This is a genomic window from Vibrio sp. 1069, from assembly GCF_033340555.1.
In genome coordinates this window covers 615,790-631,798 of sequence record NZ_JAWOWP010000001.1, presented here as the reverse complement: position 1 = coordinate 631,798, position 16,009 = coordinate 615,790, and the positions used below count along the sequence as shown (strand labels likewise).

The window sequence follows — 16,009 nt, the reverse complement described above, 5'->3', positions numbered from 1 at the left end:
CTCTCCTTACTTAGCTTTTCGTCGCATCGTAAGAAAGATCGTTTCCGTCTGTCCAACCTGCGTTTTTCGCGCCGCGTTCTACCACACGTTGACGGAAAATGTCAGATACTTTCTCTGCGTCACCCGCAAGCAGCGCTTTAGTTGAACAAAGCGATGCACACATCGGTAACTTGCCTTCTGCGATACGGTTCGCACCGTATTTTTGACGTTCTTCCTCAGAGCCAGGCTCTGTTTCTGGGCCGCCCGCGCAGAAAGTACATTTATCCATTTTGCCACGTTCACCAAACGCTTCTTGTTTAGGAAATTGAGGTGCGCCAAACGGACAAGCAAACAAACAGTAACCACAACCGATACACAGATCTTTATTGTGAAGAACGATGCCGTCTTCGGTATGTTCGAAACAGTCTGCTGGACAAACTGCCATACAAGGTGCATCGGTACAGTGCATACAAGCAACAGAGATAGAGTTTTCACCAGCTTCACCGTCGTTTAGTGTTACCACGCGGCGACGTTGAATGCCCCATTCAAGCGCATCGTCGTTTTCGTTCTTACATGCAGTAACACAGCCGTTACACTCGATACAGCGTTTGGTGTCACATAGAAATTTCATTCGTGCCATTGTCAGACTCCTTACGCTTTACGAATGTTACATAGGGTTACTTTGGTTTCCTGCATCAAGGTAACCGGGTCGTAACCGTAAGTGGTTGCCGTGTTAGCCGATTCGCCAACAACGTAAGGTTGTGTACCTTCTGGGTATTTAGGGCGTAGGTCTTCACCTTCGAACTTACCGCCAAAGTGGAACGGAATGAACGCCAAACCAGGTTTCACACGACGTGTTACCATCGCTTTCACCTTGATTCGTCCTTTCTCTGCACCTTCAACCCAAACATCATCACCATCTCTAAAGCCAAGATCGTTCGCGTCTTTCGGGTTCACTTCAACAAACATTTCTTGTTGAAGCTCGGCAAGCCAAGGGTTTGAACGCGTCTCTTCACCACCACCTTCGTATTCAACCAGACGGCCAGAAGTCAGAACGATTGGGTACTCGCCCGATTTGTCTTGCTCTTGAATGGATTTATACAACGTAGGAACACGGAAGATTGCATCTTTGTCTTCCCAAGTTGGGTAATCCGTTACAAGGTCACGACGTGGTGTGTAAAGTGGTTCACGATGCAGTGGCACACGGTCTGGGAACGTCCAAACAATCGCACGCGCTTTCGCGTTACCAAATGGAATACAACCGTGCTTGATCGCGACACGCTGAATACCGCCAGAAAGGTCAGTCTTCCAGTTTTTACCCTCTGCTGCCACTTTCTCTTCAGCAGTTAAGTCGTCCCACCAACCAAGTTGTTTCAACAACTTGTCAGTGAACTCTGGGTAACCGTCTTTGATTTCACAGCCTTTCGAATAACTGTCTTCTGCAAGAAGGCTCTTGCCTTCAAATTCCACACCAAAGCGCGTACGGAAGTTACCGCCACCTTCTGCAACCGTCTTAGACGTATCGTACAGAATGTGTGTACCTGGGTGTTTCATTTCTGGTGTGCCCCAACATGGCCAAGGTAGACCGTAGGTTTCACCGTTGACAGGGCCACCTTCCGCTTCCAATGTGGTTTTGTGGAACGTATGCCAGTTTTGTTGGTGCGCTTTCAAACGCTCTGGGCTTTGGCCTGTGTAACCAATCGTCCACATGCCTTTGTTGAATTCACGCGTTAGGTCTTCAATCACCGGCTGGTTGTTTTCAACACGGATGTTTTTGAACAGAAGATCGGAATAGCCCAGTTTCTTCGAAAGCAGGTACATGATTTCGTGGTCTGGTTTTGATTCAAACAAAGGTTCAATCACCTGATCACGCCATTGTAGAGAACGGTTAGATGCGGTAACGCTGCCGTGTGTTTCAAACTGTGTTGTTGCAGGAAGCAGGTAAACGCCGTCGGTACGGTCGTTCATTACCGCAGCAACCGTTGGGTATGGGTCCACAATCACCATCATGTCCAACTTCTGCATCGCTTTTTTCATCTCAACACCACGTGTTTGAGAGTTCACTGCGTGTCCCCAGTAGAACATTGCACGGATGTTTTCGCGTTGACGAATGTTGTCTTTGTTTTCCAGTACACCATCAACCCAACGAGATACAGGAATACCTGCACTGTGCATTGGTTTCTGACCGCTGTAAGCGTTGTCATCGAAACGACCTTTGATCCATTCGTAATCGATTTCCCACACTTTTGACCAATGACGCCAAGCGCCTTCAGAAAGGCCGTAGTAGCCAGGTAGCGTGTCAGAAAGTACGCCAAGGTCGGTTGCGCCTTGTACGTTATCGTGACCACGGAAGATGTTTGCACCGCCGCCTGATTTACCAATGTTACCAAGCGCTAGCTCAAGCACACAGTAAGCACGTGTGTTGTTGTTACCAGTAGTATGCTGAGTACCACCCATACACCAAACAATGCAGCCTGGGCGATTTTCAGAAAGCAGTTTTGCTGTTTGGTAAACGTCTTCTTCGCTTACGCCTGTTACGCGCTCAACTTCTGCTGGCGTCCATTTCGCCACTTCAGCACGGATCTCATCCATACCGAATACACGTTGACGGATGAACTCTTTATCTTCCCATTGGTTTTCGAAGATGTGCCACAACACACCCCAAATGAATGCTACGTCAGAACCAGGACGAAGTGATACATAGTGATCCGATTTTGCTGCCGTACGTGTACGACGAGGATCCGCTACGACGATCTTACAGTTGTTCTTCTCTTTCGCGATCAGAATGTGCTGCATCGCTACTGGGTGTGCTTCAGCTGGATTTGAACCAATGAATAGCATCGACTTACAGTTGTGCATGTCATTGAAAGAGTTGGTCATCGCACCGTACCCCCAAGTGTTCGCTACACCCGCCACGGTTGTTGAGTGACAAATACGCGCTTGGTGGTCAACGTTGTTCGTACCCCAAAGTGATGCCATTTTGCGGAACAAGTACGCTTGTTCGTTGCTGTGCTTTGCGCTTCCCAAGAAGTAAACCGAATCAGGGCCGGACTCTTTACGGATGTCCATCACCTTGTTACCGATTTCTTCGATCGCTTGATTCCAAGAAAGCTTTTTCCACTTCCCGTTTTCAAGCTTCATTGGGTATTTTAGACGACGCTCACCGTGACCATGTTCACGCAGTGCTGCGCCTTTTGCACAGTGACCACCGGCGTTAAATGGGTGGTCGAATGCAGGCTCTTGACCCGTCCAAACACCATTTTGAACTTCTGCGTAAATACCACAACCCACTGAGCAGTGAGAACAGATAGTACGTTTTATTTCTGTTTTCGCTTCTGGATCGACTGATTTTGCTTGCGCTTTTTTCATCATTCCCGGTGCGAATAGACTAGCACCAACCACTGCGCCACCAGCGGCAAGCGAAGTGTTTTTCATGAATGCACGACGAGATACGCCAAGCTGATTCGTTTCTTTGCTCACACTGTCGGAGCGTTTGACAAGTTTCATCCGTTATCTCCTAAAGTGTGTCGTAGTAATCGCGAATGTGTTGAGTTTCACGATACCCTTTCTTCTTCACGTCATTTTCAGAAGGCTCAACCGTTTCTGAAGCAACGGCCACTTTCGTGGTTCCCGCAACAACAGCACCGGCAACGGCAGCGGTTGTGAAGCCTTTTAGGAGATCCCTACGGCTTGTGTTTATTTCTTTATTATCTTTCATCATTGCTTCCTTACCTTACGGTAGATCTTTGGAGACTCATGCCTCTCTATCGATATGACCAAGTACTGCTCGATTACTCGTAATCAGTGACGTTTTTCACATCAATTTTTAATTTGTTCTTACTGCTTTTGGTGTTCACGCTAAAGCGCACTTGCTCTAACGTTAAAAACGCATCGCAAAGCTGTGCAGCTGGCTTGTAGAAGTTCACGCTTTCTGCGCTCTCTAGTTGGCGCGTAAAAGATTGGAACCAAGGGGCGATGTGTTTGTTAAACACCGCTTGTTGAAGTTCTTCCTCTTCACCTGTCAGCATTGCCATCACTTCGCACAGTGCAGAAATATGGTCTTCAGGCTCTTTCACGTTCTCTTCTCGTTCGATGCCTAAAAGATCCAAATCGCGACGAATTTCCGCTAACGGTTTTTCCATCATCGAGCCAGTGCGATGCCAAGATCCGAATGGCACAACTTCACCACGTCCAATGCCAATAAACAGATCTTGATATTCTTCTTCTAACGCTTCTCGCTGCGTTTCGTTCGCGGCTTGTTGCAGTGCGAGCCAAGCTTTTTGCATCGCGCTCTCAGACGGTTCAATTTCTAGCGACTTCAGGAACGCCAGCATTTCATCACTAGGCGCACTACGAAAAAGTGCAGATAGTACGAGATAAATGTCTGTTCTCAGTGTTTGTTCTTGTTGTGTGTCCACTGCGAGCTCCTAGTATTTCAGTTGTTTCATTGGGTCTTCTGCCATCGACTCAAACATGTCGATCACACGGCAGTCTTCACACATCGCGATACGATTGATCGCCGCTTCATCAGAGAAATGAGAGTGACCGCGTAACTTGTTTTGTAGCATGTCGATCATCGATTGCGGAGCAAAAGGCTTGTGACAACGAATGCACTCGGCTGCCTTTTCTTCATGAATCACAACCGCTTTCTGGCGTTCTTCTTTCACCCAGTTCATACGAGGAGTAAGCGTCAGCACTTTCTCTGGACACGCTTTCTCGCACAGCCCACATTGAATGCAGTCTTGCTCGACGAATTTAAGCGACGGAGATCGACCGTCCGTATGCAATGCACGTGTTGGACACACCGCCACACAGCTCATACACAACGTACAACCTTTACTTTCACAAGAGACTGTGCCGTAAGGTGCGTTCGCTGGAAGTTCAACAATGTTCTCAACTGGAATACGTGATGCGGACAACGCATCCAACGCCGTAAATAGACGCTGACGTTTGTTGCCTTGCAAGTCTCCTAATGCCAAATCAAAAGACTCGGTACAAAGTGTCGGAGCACCTTCACGTAGTGACTCTAGATACAGAATGTCGATGGTTTCTTTGGCGATACCAAGCTGACCGAGCAGCTCTTGAGCAATACCTACTTCGCTATTAAGCACACGAATAATGGTTTGAGGCATAAAACGTGAAGCCGCAAACAGCACCTGAGTAGCACCATTCACAAGCGCGGCGAACCAAGTATCAATACCAACCGAAGGCAGTTCTTCCACCACAATTGGAATCACATTATCTGGCAGTGCTTTTAGTGCCATCACGTTGTAGCTCTCGTGGCGAGAACTGCAAATCAATACGATAGGATCTAAACCACCCGCTTGCTCATAGTTGGCGAGCGTACGTTCAATAAACTTTTGCGTATCTTCAGGGTTTGGCAGTGCGTAATGAATCGCTTCTGTCGGACACGCTGTAGCACAAGTACCCACGCCTTGACATAGGTATGGGTTGATCTCGATGCGATGGCCCGTTTTGTCGCTGCCTTCACTCGATAGTGCCCCTGCCGGACAAGCATCCACACACCGTTCGCAACCTTTTACGCCACGAGAGCTGTGTGCACATAAATCGGTATCTAAACGGAAGAATTTCGGTTTATCGAACGTCCCCATTAAGGTTGGAATCTCTTCCAACGCTTCAGCCAGTTTCGGATAGCCACGACCTACTGGGTAGTAGCCCGGTACTGGGACTTCTTCCGACATGCAGCTGTTAAGGCAAAGATCGAGTACGATATCGAAACAATCGCTATTGATCGCGACCTTGGCAAGATTGTTGGTCGAACCATGATTTTCAATCAGAACTTCAAACGTACCTAAGAACCCTGAAACCTGAACCGAATTGGCGTAATAAAGCTCGGGATTTGTGCCCTTTTCGCCATCGGTAGAAAGCAGCGTTAGGCTGTTCATTTGCGACAATTGCGCTGCCGCACTTTCGATGATTGCTGTTGGGCCCACAATCAAAGTATTACCGCCGCTTTCATAGCTTACGGTTGGTGGAATAAGATTGGTCAACTCTACGGTATTTTCGAAAGCGTACAGCCTCGCTTTACCGTTATTGGAAGTTGCTTGTTCTAATAATTGTTTCAGCATTGCTCAATTCCATTTATGAACATGGATAGTCTTTTCCATCTCTTAGTGTAGTTAGCGCCGGAGATTCTGCTGATTAACTTATCAATGGGCATTCTTATTCCGCCTTCTACAGGCGATGAATACTACGCAGTGCGTCCGTACTAACTTCAACCAGATTGGTATTGATCAACAAATAGCAAGTGTCATGCCAACAAAATATCAACTAAAAATCAATAGGTTATCAATTTTACTGACAAATAGTAGGGATAAAAAAACCGGTTGAGACATTTTGTCTCAGCCGGTTCATTGAGTGTTTAGTCAAAATGTACCTATTCTTTGTGTGGTATATTTTGTCTCACCTCGTTAGGCTGTGATTCTTCAGCAAAAGTATCACTTTCACTAGGCACTGTATTTATATACGGTTCATTTTCATCTTGAGTAATTTGGGCATTTTTGTCGGTGTTTGACTCTGCGTCTTCAACTACCTCAGATGCGATATCGTTAGCGTTAATCTCAGACCCTTGCGCAGTTTCAGCATCTGGTTCGTCTTCCACTTTGTCTTTAACCCAATCACGCAGCGTCTCAGCGACGTCTTGAGAAAGTGACTTTAAGTTACTGTAATCATCATCGTAATCGTCTAGGCCGTCACGCACGTTAAATTCTTCGGACAAGAACATTTTGCGCAGCGCAGCTTTCTTGACACTTTCTGAAGCTTCAGAAACCAGCAGTTGCGCCACAGACATTTCTTCAGTCTTTTCAGTCCCTACACTCGCGGTAATGTCTGGAGCCTGACTATCCTCATTGACGTTCAAAGCATTTGAGCTTTCGTCAGCGTTTGAAAGCGCTGTGACACTATCTTCGGATTGCGCCATCTCTGCTATCGGCGTGATCTCTTCAGCATGTTGGGAAGATTCTTCTAGTTTACGTTTCGACCAACGGCTTAAAAAACTAGTTGCCATTTGCTCTGCCTGCTCCTTTGCGTTTCTTGCGTCTTACTTCTAACAACTCACCGTGACGACCAATAAAGGCTTCCATCCAAGCCTGAACGGCTAACGGCATATCGTTAGATAGTACAAGGTTATCACCATCCATATATTGCGCCGCAACAGATTGTGAAGCCGTCAGTAACTGTATCGCTGGTTTTTCACCAGACTCGACGTTATCCATCACTAAAAAGAGTTTAGGTTGCTGAGAGCTTAAGTTAAAGCGGTAGTCTGTACGTTCATCTTTATGTAATTGCAACGGACAAACATCTGGAGTCTCTTCCGTCGGATTCAGCGCAAATCCTGTCAACTGCCATTGCGTTGTCACCCAAATCCCTGTACTGATCTCATGCTCAACAAGCTCTACGCCGATTGGCCATGTATCCTCAGTCTTTTCGTAATTTTTTTCGAAATCTTTCTTATCCGACATAACTCACCCAGTCTTTCTATTTTTGGTCTGAAAACACACAGGATATTTTGCCCCCGTTTTCGACCATTTTTATTGTCTTCGAAGCAATAAACGCGCCAAGCTGATATAACTTAGTCTATATACTCCCTCAGGCTATAAGTACCAAACTAGACGAAACTCAAATGTACTGATGTGTCATTACTGCGAACTCGCAGTTTTAATGCATTGTTGACATAAAACCTCGCAATTTCTGTGGGAACCGCTATTTTGGAATGAGATTTGCTAGCCACTTAAAAAGCTAAAATGCGTAGCAACCTAACGCTCTTAATCACTAGGACACGACTGTGCTGAAACCAAATATTATTAAAACCAGTGAAAATCCCCTGCAAACCATTGAAGTCGATGTGTACGACGAGTACGGCGAAAAGCTCACGAAGCAAATCGCTTGCGAGCGTCCTCTTACGGTCATGCTGAACTGGAAAGAAGTGGTCACGCTCATGACGCTAGGTTCGCGTCCAGAAGCACTAGTACTCGGTTATTTAAAAAACCAAAGCTTCCTGTCCGATCCAGCCGCGATCGAATCCGTTATTATTGACTGGGAAACGCATTCCGCAGCGGTGATTACTAAAGAAAACACTGAGCACTTAGAAGGCGCCCTGAAAAAGAAAACCGTCACCTCAGGTTGTGGTCAAGGCACTATGTATGGCAACGTGATGAAGCAGCTTGAAAATTATCAAGTGCCTCAAGTTCCTCTTAAGCAGTCAGAGATTTATTCTGCGCTGGAAGCGTTAACTCATTACAACGACACCTACAAAAAAGCGGGCGCAGTACACGGCTGTGCGGTTTGCAAAGGTAATGAAGTGTTGTCATTTGTGGAAGATGTCGGCCGTCACAACGCAGTGGATACACTTGCAGGTGAGATGTGGCTCAAAGAAGAAACAGGTGAAGATAAAATTTTCTACACAACTGGTCGCCTTACATCAGAGATGGTGATTAAAGTGGCTCAAATGGGCATTCCTGTTCTGCTTTCTCGCTCTGGCGTTACTCAAATGGGGTTAGATCTAGCGAAGCAATTTGGTATTACGACCATTGCGCGTGCGAAAGGTTTGCGCTTCCAAGTGTTTACAGGAGCCGACAAGGTTGAATTTGATGTAAAAGGCAACCAATAACACCTTTTCAGTGTAAACTAAAACCAATAATGCGGATTCACAGAGGATGTGGACTATGAATAATGACCAATTGTGGAATTTTCTGCTTACGCCCAGCGGTATCATGCTTTCTATGATTATTACCTTTGGCGTGGTCGGGCTCTATGCGTATATAACCGGTCAGTTTAAGGATTAAGGCCAAATATCAAAAAAGCCTCGCTAAATAGCGAGGCTTTTGCTTTTTAAACGCTTTGCGAGTAATTACGCGTCAACGCCACGAGATTTTAGGAACTCAGAGTAAGTGCCTTTAAAGTCTGTGATTTTACCATCGCGGATTTCGATAATACGCGTTGCTAACGAGTCTACGAATACACGGTCGTGAGAGACGAAGAACAACGTGCCTTTGTATTGCTCAAGCGCGGTGTTCAAAGATTCAATTGATTCCATGTCCATGTGGTTGGTTGGTTCGTCCATTAGCAGCATGTTTGGCTTGTGCATCATTAGCTTACCAAGCAGCATACGACCTTGCTCACCACCAGACAGTACTTTTACTGACTTCTTAATGTCATCTTGACCAAACAGCATACGACCAAGGAAACCACGAACGACTTGCTCATCATCACCTTCTTGACGCCATTGACCCATCCAATCCGTTAGATTCATATCTTCTGCAAAGTCATGCGCGTGGTCTTGCGCGTAGTAACCGATGTTTGCATTTTCAGACCATTTGAACTCACCAGCACGCGGTTCAAGTACACCAGCAAGCGTGTTTAGAAGTGTTGTTTTACCCACACCATTTTCACCGATGATCGCAACGCGCTCTCCCACTTCAAAAATTGCATTGAAGTCTGAGAACAAGTCCTCTTCAAAACCTTGGCTCAGGTTTTCTACAATCAGAGCGTTACGGAACAGCTCTTTAGACTGTTCAAAACGAATGAATGGGTTTTGACGACTAGACGCTTTCACTTCGTCCAATTTGATCTTGTCGATTTGCTTCGCACGAGATGTCGCTTGTTTTGCTTTCGATGCGTTTGCAGAGAAACGCGCAACGAAAGTTTGTAGCTCAGCGATTTGTGCTTTCTTCTTAGCGTTGTCGTTTAGTAGACGTTCGCGAGCTTGAGAAGCCGCCGTCATGTACTCGTCGTAGTTACCTGGGTAAACACGTAGTTCACCGTAGTCCAAGTCAGCCATGTGTGTACATACTGAGTTTAGGAAGTGACGGTCGTGCGAAATGATGATCATTGTGCAGTTACGCGCGTTTAGCGTGTCTTCCAACCAACGGATTGTGTCCATGTCCAAGTTGTTGGTAGGTTCGTCAAGAAGCATCACATCTGGGTCTGCGAATAGAACCTGCGCTAGAAGCACACGGAGTTTCCAACCTGGTGCTACTTCACTCATTAGACCGAAGTGTTGCTCCATTGGGATACCTACAGCAAGAAGAAGCTCGCCCGCTTTGGCTTCTGCCATGTAGCCGTCCATTTCAGCAAACTGAACTTCTAAGTCAGCCACTTTCATGCCGTCTTCTTCGCTCATTTCAGCAAGTGAGTAGATGCGGTCACGCTCTTTCTTCACTTCCCATAGCTCTTTATGACCCATGATAACGGTATCGATTACAGTAAATTCTTCGTAAGCGAACTGGTCCTGGTTCAGTTTTGCAACGCGCTCGTTTGGATCGTAGCTTACGTTACCACTGGTTTGCTCAAGCTCGCCGCTGAGGATCTTCATAAAGGTTGATTTACCACAACCGTTAGCTCCAATTAAGCCATAGCGATTGCCTTCGCCGAACTTAACTGAAATGTTTTCGAATAGCGGCTTAGCGCCGAATTGTTGAGTAATATTCGCTGTGGAGATCAAAACCTTTACCTTAGCAATTGGGGTGTATTTAGAAAAACCGGGCAACGGTACTTGTTCATGCTACATACTGCAAGTGTTGTTTTTATTAATTCATCGCTAGTGAAACCATCGCAGTGCTTCTTCAAAGCAAAAAGCTCAAGCACAAATGCGTCATTGAATACAAAAAAGAGCCAGTATTATAACTGGCTCTTTCTTCCGTAATGCTTACAACAAGTGACTAAGCGATATTCGTCACCTCTAGGATCAGTTCGGCTTTTTTAGGTAAATAAATACTGAATTTACTGCCTTTTCCCCATTCAGACTCTGCTTTTAACTCACCACCCGTTTGGCTGAGAATACTTTGGGAGACCGATAGCCCTAACCCTGTGCCTTCTCGTTTCGTTGTGTAAAATGGCGAGAAGATTCGACTCAAGTTTTCTGGTTTAATACCGCAGCCCTCATCGATAACATGAATCGCAGCTCCTTTCACTTCGCCCTCTTCAATCCAGTCTTCACTGACTACTGTTAAAGTTCCTTTACCGCTCATTGCGTGAATGGCGTTCATTTGCAAATTAACTAAGATTTGTAGCAAGTGGTGACGGTTTATCTCAACGGACGTATGCGCTTGTAGGTCAGTCACAAACTCAACGTCGCGTTTCTTGGTGCCAGTTTTAACCAAGGTGATGCTTTCATCAATGATAGGATTGACATGTTGCCAAGTGATTTCATCTTGAACACCGCCTTGGCGACTGTATTGCAATAAACTGCGTGTGATATTGCGGATACGATCAATTTGCGCGTGAATCGCATCAATCTCTTCTTGTACTCGACTTGCATCGTCACCCAATTCAAAATGGATCAATTCTACGTTGCCAAGAATCACGGCGGTTGGGTTATTAATTTCGTGAGCAATCCCCGCGGTGAGTTCTCCCAGTGCTGCAAGTTTTTCATGAACAACGAGTTTGTCGCGGGTTTGGTTGAGCAATTGAATATGCAGTTCAAGATCTTGGGTTTTTTCTCTCAGGCTTGCCGTACGCTCTTGAACTTTGCATTCAAGTTGAGCTGCGGAGTTTTTCAGTTCAATTTTGCGCTCTTCTAGCGCGTCTAACATATCATCAAACTGTCTGGCTAACTGCGCAAGTTCATGATCGGCATCTAATCCTAACGGGCCAATCCGTTTTTCTTTACCTTGTTGGACCTGCTTCACCACTTTATGAATGCGTTCGATCGGTCGAAACAGATCATAAGAACCGCGATATACCATCACGCCGGAAACCAGCAATAACATAACCGTAATCAAGCTGATTTCGGCAATGTTCGTCATGTAGGCTTTAACGAATGGCCACATGAGGTAACCCGTATAAAGCATACCAATAACATTGTCGTATTGGTCTTTGATTGGTTGATACGCCGTAATATACCAAGCGTCATACACATAAGCGCGATCAACCCACTGTTCACCCTTCGAAAGTACTTGGTTATACACTTCTGCGCTCACGCGAGTGCCTATGGCGCGCCCTAGCCTATGATCGCTGTCTAAAGGAACGTTGGTGCTCACACGCAAATCATCGAGAAATACCGTCAACGTACCCACAGGGCGAAGGCGGTCATTATCACTTAAGTATATGAGATCGCGGATTTGATCCACCAGCACTGTGCTGTTGTTAAGGAGCAAACCACCATCAAGAAAGCCGATCAAATCGTTCGCTTGGCTGTATACCGGAATCACGGTTCGACTGACTAACCCACGCACTTCCCTGTCACCATCAGCAAGAATAGGCACTTCTGCTCGTTTGGCGAGTTCAGGATCGAGGCGTTCGAGTTCTTCTTTATTGAGTACATCAAAAAACGATTCGCGCTTGGTGAGATCCATAAAGCGGAATTTGTTTTCCATGGAATTAACGCGTTGGAAAGAGAGAAAATCTAAAGCATATCTTTTCTTCTGCTCTGTGACCCACTTTTGCAGGTCACCTTGTGGCGTTCCTTGATTAATGCGAATACGGAAATCGTACGAATCGGCAAACGCCCGCACGTAATTGGCTTGCTTTTGCTGTAACAACGTTACACTGTTATTTGCAACACCAAGACGTTCCGAGACATCAAGCAGCGCATTTTGCCACGTGTAATGAATAGACCAATAAATGGTAATGCCGATCAGAGCTAACAATGTGAGGAAAATCGGCGCAGAGGTTAAGAATAACAAGCGATAACGCACCATGGTTTTAAAACGGTGCGTCCATTTTGACAATCCTTTGTGCTGTGGGCCGTTAGTCGGCATATTCCTCACCCTCAGAATCCCATTCTTTGTACTTACGTTCTAAGGTCTTGCGAGCTACGCCCAAGTCACGAGCAGCAGCAGACTTATTACCTTCATGCAAGTTAACGACTTGTTTAATATGTGCTTTCTCGACTTCTTTTAACGTCCAGCTGTTTGGATAGCCTTCGCCAGTAAATTCTTTGCCTTCTCTAAAGGTTGGTAACTCAGAAGAGTGAGAAACAGTAATCGATACATTAGGCAGTGAATGCCCGCCATTCAGCTCTCGCCAATAGTGTGCAGGTGGTTTGCCAAGCAAGATACAACGCTCAATCAAGTTTTTGAGCTCACGAATGTTTCCCGGCCAATCGTACTCACTCATGGCTTCCATATCCTCGTGAGCCCATTTGGGCGCAGGCATACCGAGCTCGCGCGTCAGCATGTTGCTGAAAAATGGCACCAACTCAAATAAGTCGGTTTTGCGCTCTCGCAGCGGACACACTTCAATTTTCAGAACGTTTAAACGGTAATAGAGGTCACTGCGGAAATTACCTTGATTGACCTCTTCTTGCAGATTACGGTTGGTGGCGGCAACAATACGGACATCAATACTGATCTCTCTTTCTGAACCGACAGGGCGAATCGTGCGCTGCTCTAACACACGCAATAATGATGCCTGCATTGCAAGTGGCATCTCCCCGATTTCGTCAAGAAATAAGGTGCCACCGTTCGCAACACGGAACAAACCTTCACGCGATTTTTTTGCACCGGTAAACGCGCCCGATGTATGACCAAACAACTCACTTTCTAAAAGCTCTGGTGCAATCGCACCGCAGTTGATTGGCACAAACGGGCCCGTTCTCCCACTCGCCTGGTGAATACCTCGTGCAACTAGCTCTTTACCCGTACCCGACTCACCTTCAACCAAAACAGAAGCGCGTGATGGTGCAAATTGGTTAATAAGTTGCTTAAGCAGACGCGTTTTTTCTGAGCCGCCGATGATCTCTGAGGTATTGTGACGCTGGTAATCGCGTGTCATGGCGTACTGCATGCGTTCGTTCAAACGGCGATCCATACAGCGACTGACCGCTTTTAACATCTGCTCAAGGTTGAATGGTTTGAGGATAAAGTCGGAAGCACCGAGCTGTAGCGCTCGAATGGCAATTTCTAAATCCGCATAACCCGTCATAAAAATCACATCGGCACGTTTGTCATCATCTTCAAACGCTTCTTCCCACTCAATTCCAGAACGCCCTGGCAGATTAATATCCAGTAAGATCAGATCATAATGTCGAGAATTACGCAGTTGTTCTGCTTCTTCGATGCTACCAGCTGTATCGACATGTGAAAAAAGCTTACCCAATGCCTTTTTCAAGATGGCTTGCATGCCTAATTCATCATCGACGACCAGTACGGAAAAGGCGCTATATTGTTGGTTTGTACTAAGATGGGATTGAGTAGACATATTTACCCCAGATGGATTTCGATGGGACAGAGTGTACCAAGTTTAAACAGAGATACCCTACAAAAAGTGCGACATTTTGTACCAACGCAAACTTTTATGCAAATAACCCCATGATTTAGTGCATAAACCAAGCACTTTAAGCTTGTAAAAGGTTGGCATCTTGTTTGCTATAAGGTGGATACGGAGCGCATTTAAGTGATCTCAGGATGTTGATGTTTGCTTATTCCAACACCCTGAGACAACTTGCGTATTACGCTAATCGCTCTCGTCCAAAAAGGCTTCTCCCTAAAACCTGGAGAGATTCCAAAGAATCATTGGAAAGGAACACATAAAAATGAAAAAAATTGCGCTAACTCTGGCTGCAACGTCAATCACGCTTGTAAGTTACTCTGCGTTTTCTGCTCAAGACGGAGAACACGTTCGCCTTGCAACCACAACCAGTACTTACCATTCAGGTTTACTTGATTACCTGCTTCCACAATTTGAAAAAGACACGGGCTACAAAGTCGATGTTATTGCTGCAGGTACTGGTAAAGCCTTAAAAATGGGCGAAAACGGTGACGTAGATTTGGTGATGACACATGCACCAAAAGCTGAAGGCGCATTTGTTGAGAAAGGCTACGGCGTTTTACCTCGCAAGCTAATGTACAACGACTTTGTGATTGTAGGCCCGAAAGCTGACCCAGCAACAATCAAAAATGACGAAGGCGTGTTAGATGTATTCAAAGAGATCGCAAACAAAAACGCAACGTTCATCTCTCGCGGCGATGATTCTGGTACGCACAAAAAAGAAATGGGCTTCTGGGCTCAAACTAAAATCGAACCGAACTTTGGTGGCTACCGTAGCGTAGGTCAAGGTATGGGCCCAACTCTAAACATGGCGTCTGAAATGCAAGGCTACACCATGACGGACCGCGGCACTTGGCTGGCTTACCAAAACAAATTGGATCTAGAAATTCTGTTCCAAGGCGATGAAAAACTGTTTAACCCGTACCAAGTTATTCTTGTTAACCCTGAGCGTTACCCAACGATCAACTACCAAGGTGCGAAGGCATTCAGTGATTGGTTGGTAAACCCTCGCGGACAGGAACTTATCAATGGTTTCCGCCTAAACGGTAAACAACTGTTTGTTGCGAATGCTGAGAGCAAATAACGCAATATGAATCTTGCTGATACAACACTGGAAGCGCTTCGCTTACTGGTGAATTTTGATGCAGACCTATGGGAGATCGTTGCGGTCTCCTTTAGTGTTTCTATTACGGCAATATCCCTAGTGGTATTGCCGGCTATTTTGATGTCCTTTGTACTGGCGTATACCGACTTTCGCGGTAAATGGTTTTTGTTGTCGATCGTAAATACGCTGCAAGCGGTCCCTACCGTGGTGATTGGCCTGTTGCTGTACATGTTGCTGTCGCGTGCTGGCCCTTGGGGAGACTGGCAAATGCTGTTCACTCAGAAGGCAATGATCTTCGGCCAAATGGTGATCTGCTTCCCTGTTTTGGTATCGATGATGCATGGTGCATTACAATCTAGCGACCGTCGTGCAGTGGAAACTGCCATCACGCTGGGCGTCTCCATTCCGCGCTTGGCAGCAACGATGATTTGGGAAACCCGCTTTCCTCTACTTGCGGCTATCATTGCAGGATTTTCACGTATCGTGACCGAGGTGGGCTGCTCAATGATGGTTGGTGGGAACATTATGGGCGTGACGCGAAATATTCCCACGGCTATCGCAATGGAAAGCAGTAAAGGTGCTTTTGCGCAAGGAGTTGCATTAGGAATTGTATTACTATCTTTAGCGTTGGCTCTAAACTTCTTCTTATCAAGTATGAGAGGCAAAGGCTACCTCAGAACATAGAACATGAAGCAA

13 protein-coding genes are annotated in these 16,009 nt (G+C 46.0%); 3 read left to right on the top strand and 10 right to left on the bottom strand.

The window, feature by feature from the left end; translation table 11 throughout:
• Positions 1–10: 10 nt before the first annotated feature.
• The 7 genes from fdh3B to R7040_RS02715 all read right to left on the bottom strand — a co-directional run bounded on the left by fdh3B (position 11) and on the right by R7040_RS02715 (position 7,460).
• Positions 11–619, bottom strand: coding sequence for a formate dehydrogenase FDH3 subunit beta (gene fdh3B, locus R7040_RS02745; RefSeq protein ID WP_005377536.1), 609 nt, complete (start codon positions 617–619; stop codon positions 11–13).
• Positions 620–630: 11 nt separating this feature from the next.
• Positions 631–3,486 (bottom strand): formate dehydrogenase subunit alpha, encoded by a 2,856-nt coding sequence (locus tag R7040_RS02740; protein ID WP_262600241.1) that lies wholly within the window; start codon positions 3,484–3,486, stop codon positions 631–633.
• 10 nt (positions 3,487–3,496) lie between these two features.
• Positions 3,497–3,697 (bottom strand): twin-arginine translocation signal domain-containing protein, encoded by a 201-nt coding sequence (locus R7040_RS02735; RefSeq protein ID WP_005377542.1) that lies wholly within the window; start codon positions 3,695–3,697, stop codon positions 3,497–3,499.
• A 73-nt stretch (positions 3,698–3,770) separates the two neighbouring features.
• Positions 3,771–4,397, bottom strand: a complete 627-nt coding sequence (locus tag R7040_RS02730) for a molecular chaperone (RefSeq protein ID WP_005377544.1) — start codon at positions 4,395–4,397, stop codon at positions 3,771–3,773.
• A gap of 9 nt (positions 4,398–4,406) precedes the next feature.
• Positions 4,407–6,068: a 4Fe-4S dicluster domain-containing protein gene (locus R7040_RS02725; RefSeq protein ID WP_017634908.1), complete on the bottom strand. Its 1,662-nt coding sequence runs from the start codon at positions 6,066–6,068 to the stop codon at positions 4,407–4,409.
• Positions 6,069–6,376: 308 nt separating this feature from the next.
• Positions 6,377–7,006 (bottom strand): DUF3306 domain-containing protein, encoded by a 630-nt coding sequence (locus R7040_RS02720; protein ID WP_213895587.1) that lies wholly within the window; start codon positions 7,004–7,006, stop codon positions 6,377–6,379.
• The gene (locus tag R7040_RS02715) at positions 6,996–7,460 is read right to left on the bottom strand and encodes a DUF3305 domain-containing protein (RefSeq protein WP_005377550.1); all 465 of its coding nucleotides are present in this window, start codon (positions 7,458–7,460) and stop codon (positions 6,996–6,998) included. Before R7040_RS02715 ends, R7040_RS02720 begins: the two co-directional genes overlap by 11 nt.
• Positions 7,461–7,783: 323 nt before the next feature.
• Between R7040_RS02715 and R7040_RS02710 the strand changes: the two genes are divergently transcribed.
• The gene (locus tag R7040_RS02710; protein ID WP_017820681.1) at positions 7,784–8,608 is read left to right on the top strand and encodes a formate dehydrogenase accessory sulfurtransferase FdhD; all 825 of its coding nucleotides are present in this window, start codon (positions 7,784–7,786) and stop codon (positions 8,606–8,608) included.
• Between the two features lie 240 nt (positions 8,609–8,848).
• On the opposite strand, the gene R7040_RS02705 is transcribed toward R7040_RS02710, so the two are convergent.
• From R7040_RS02705 to R7040_RS02695, 3 genes are all read right to left on the bottom strand, one after another.
• Entirely contained in the window at positions 8,849–10,441 is a 1,593-nt protein-coding gene (locus tag R7040_RS02705) for an ABC-F family ATPase (RefSeq protein ID WP_025766654.1), read from the bottom strand.
• Positions 10,442–10,658: 217 nt separating this feature from the next.
• Positions 10,659–12,698 carry a cache domain-containing protein gene (locus R7040_RS02700; RefSeq protein ID WP_017634912.1) on the bottom strand — a complete coding sequence of 680 codons (2,040 nt, stop codon included), beginning with the start codon at positions 12,696–12,698 and terminating at the stop codon, positions 10,659–10,661.
• Complete coding sequence (locus R7040_RS02695) at positions 12,688–14,139, bottom strand: sigma-54-dependent transcriptional regulator (protein ID WP_136977097.1); 1,452 nt, start codon at positions 14,137–14,139, stop codon at positions 12,688–12,690. Before R7040_RS02695 ends, R7040_RS02700 begins: the two co-directional genes overlap by 11 nt.
• Before the next feature lie 334 nt (positions 14,140–14,473).
• Here R7040_RS02695 and R7040_RS02690 point away from each other — a divergent pair, with 334 nt between their 5' ends.
• Together R7040_RS02690 and R7040_RS02685 are read left to right on the top strand one after the other, a co-directional pair.
• Positions 14,474–15,292 (top strand): substrate-binding domain-containing protein, encoded by an 819-nt coding sequence (locus R7040_RS02690; protein ID WP_005389522.1) that lies wholly within the window; start codon positions 14,474–14,476, stop codon positions 15,290–15,292.
• Between the two features lie 6 nt (positions 15,293–15,298).
• Positions 15,299–15,997, top strand: a complete 699-nt coding sequence (locus R7040_RS02685) for an ABC transporter permease (protein ID WP_005389524.1) — start codon at positions 15,299–15,301, stop codon at positions 15,995–15,997.
• The last annotated feature ends 12 nt before the right edge of the window (positions 15,998–16,009 follow it).

Coding starts and splice junctions, on each gene's coding strand:
- R7040_RS02725 (WP_017634908.1), bottom strand. CDS start 6,068: ATGCTGAAACAATTATTAGAACAAGCAACTTCCAATAACGGTAAAGCG.
- R7040_RS02690 (WP_005389522.1), top strand. CDS start 14,474: ATGAAAAAAATTGCGCTAACTCTGGCTGCAACGTCAATCACGCTTGTA.
- R7040_RS02735 (WP_005377542.1), bottom strand. CDS start 3,697: ATGAAAGATAATAAAGAAATAAACACAAGCCGTAGGGATCTCCTAAAA.
- fdh3B (WP_005377536.1), bottom strand. CDS start 619: ATGGCACGAATGAAATTTCTATGTGACACCAAACGCTGTATCGAGTGT.
- R7040_RS02740 (WP_262600241.1), bottom strand. CDS start 3,486: ATGAAACTTGTCAAACGCTCCGACAGTGTGAGCAAAGAAACGAATCAG.
- R7040_RS02720 (WP_213895587.1), bottom strand. CDS start 7,006: ATGGCAACTAGTTTTTTAAGCCGTTGGTCGAAACGTAAACTAGAAGAA.
- R7040_RS02685 (WP_005389524.1), top strand. CDS start 15,299: ATGAATCTTGCTGATACAACACTGGAAGCGCTTCGCTTACTGGTGAAT.
- R7040_RS02695 (WP_136977097.1), bottom strand. CDS start 14,139: ATGTCTACTCAATCCCATCTTAGTACAAACCAACAATATAGCGCCTTT.
- R7040_RS02700 (WP_017634912.1), bottom strand. CDS start 12,698: ATGCCGACTAACGGCCCACAGCACAAAGGATTGTCAAAATGGACGCAC.
- R7040_RS02715 (WP_005377550.1), bottom strand. CDS start 7,460: ATGTCGGATAAGAAAGATTTCGAAAAAAATTACGAAAAGACTGAGGAT.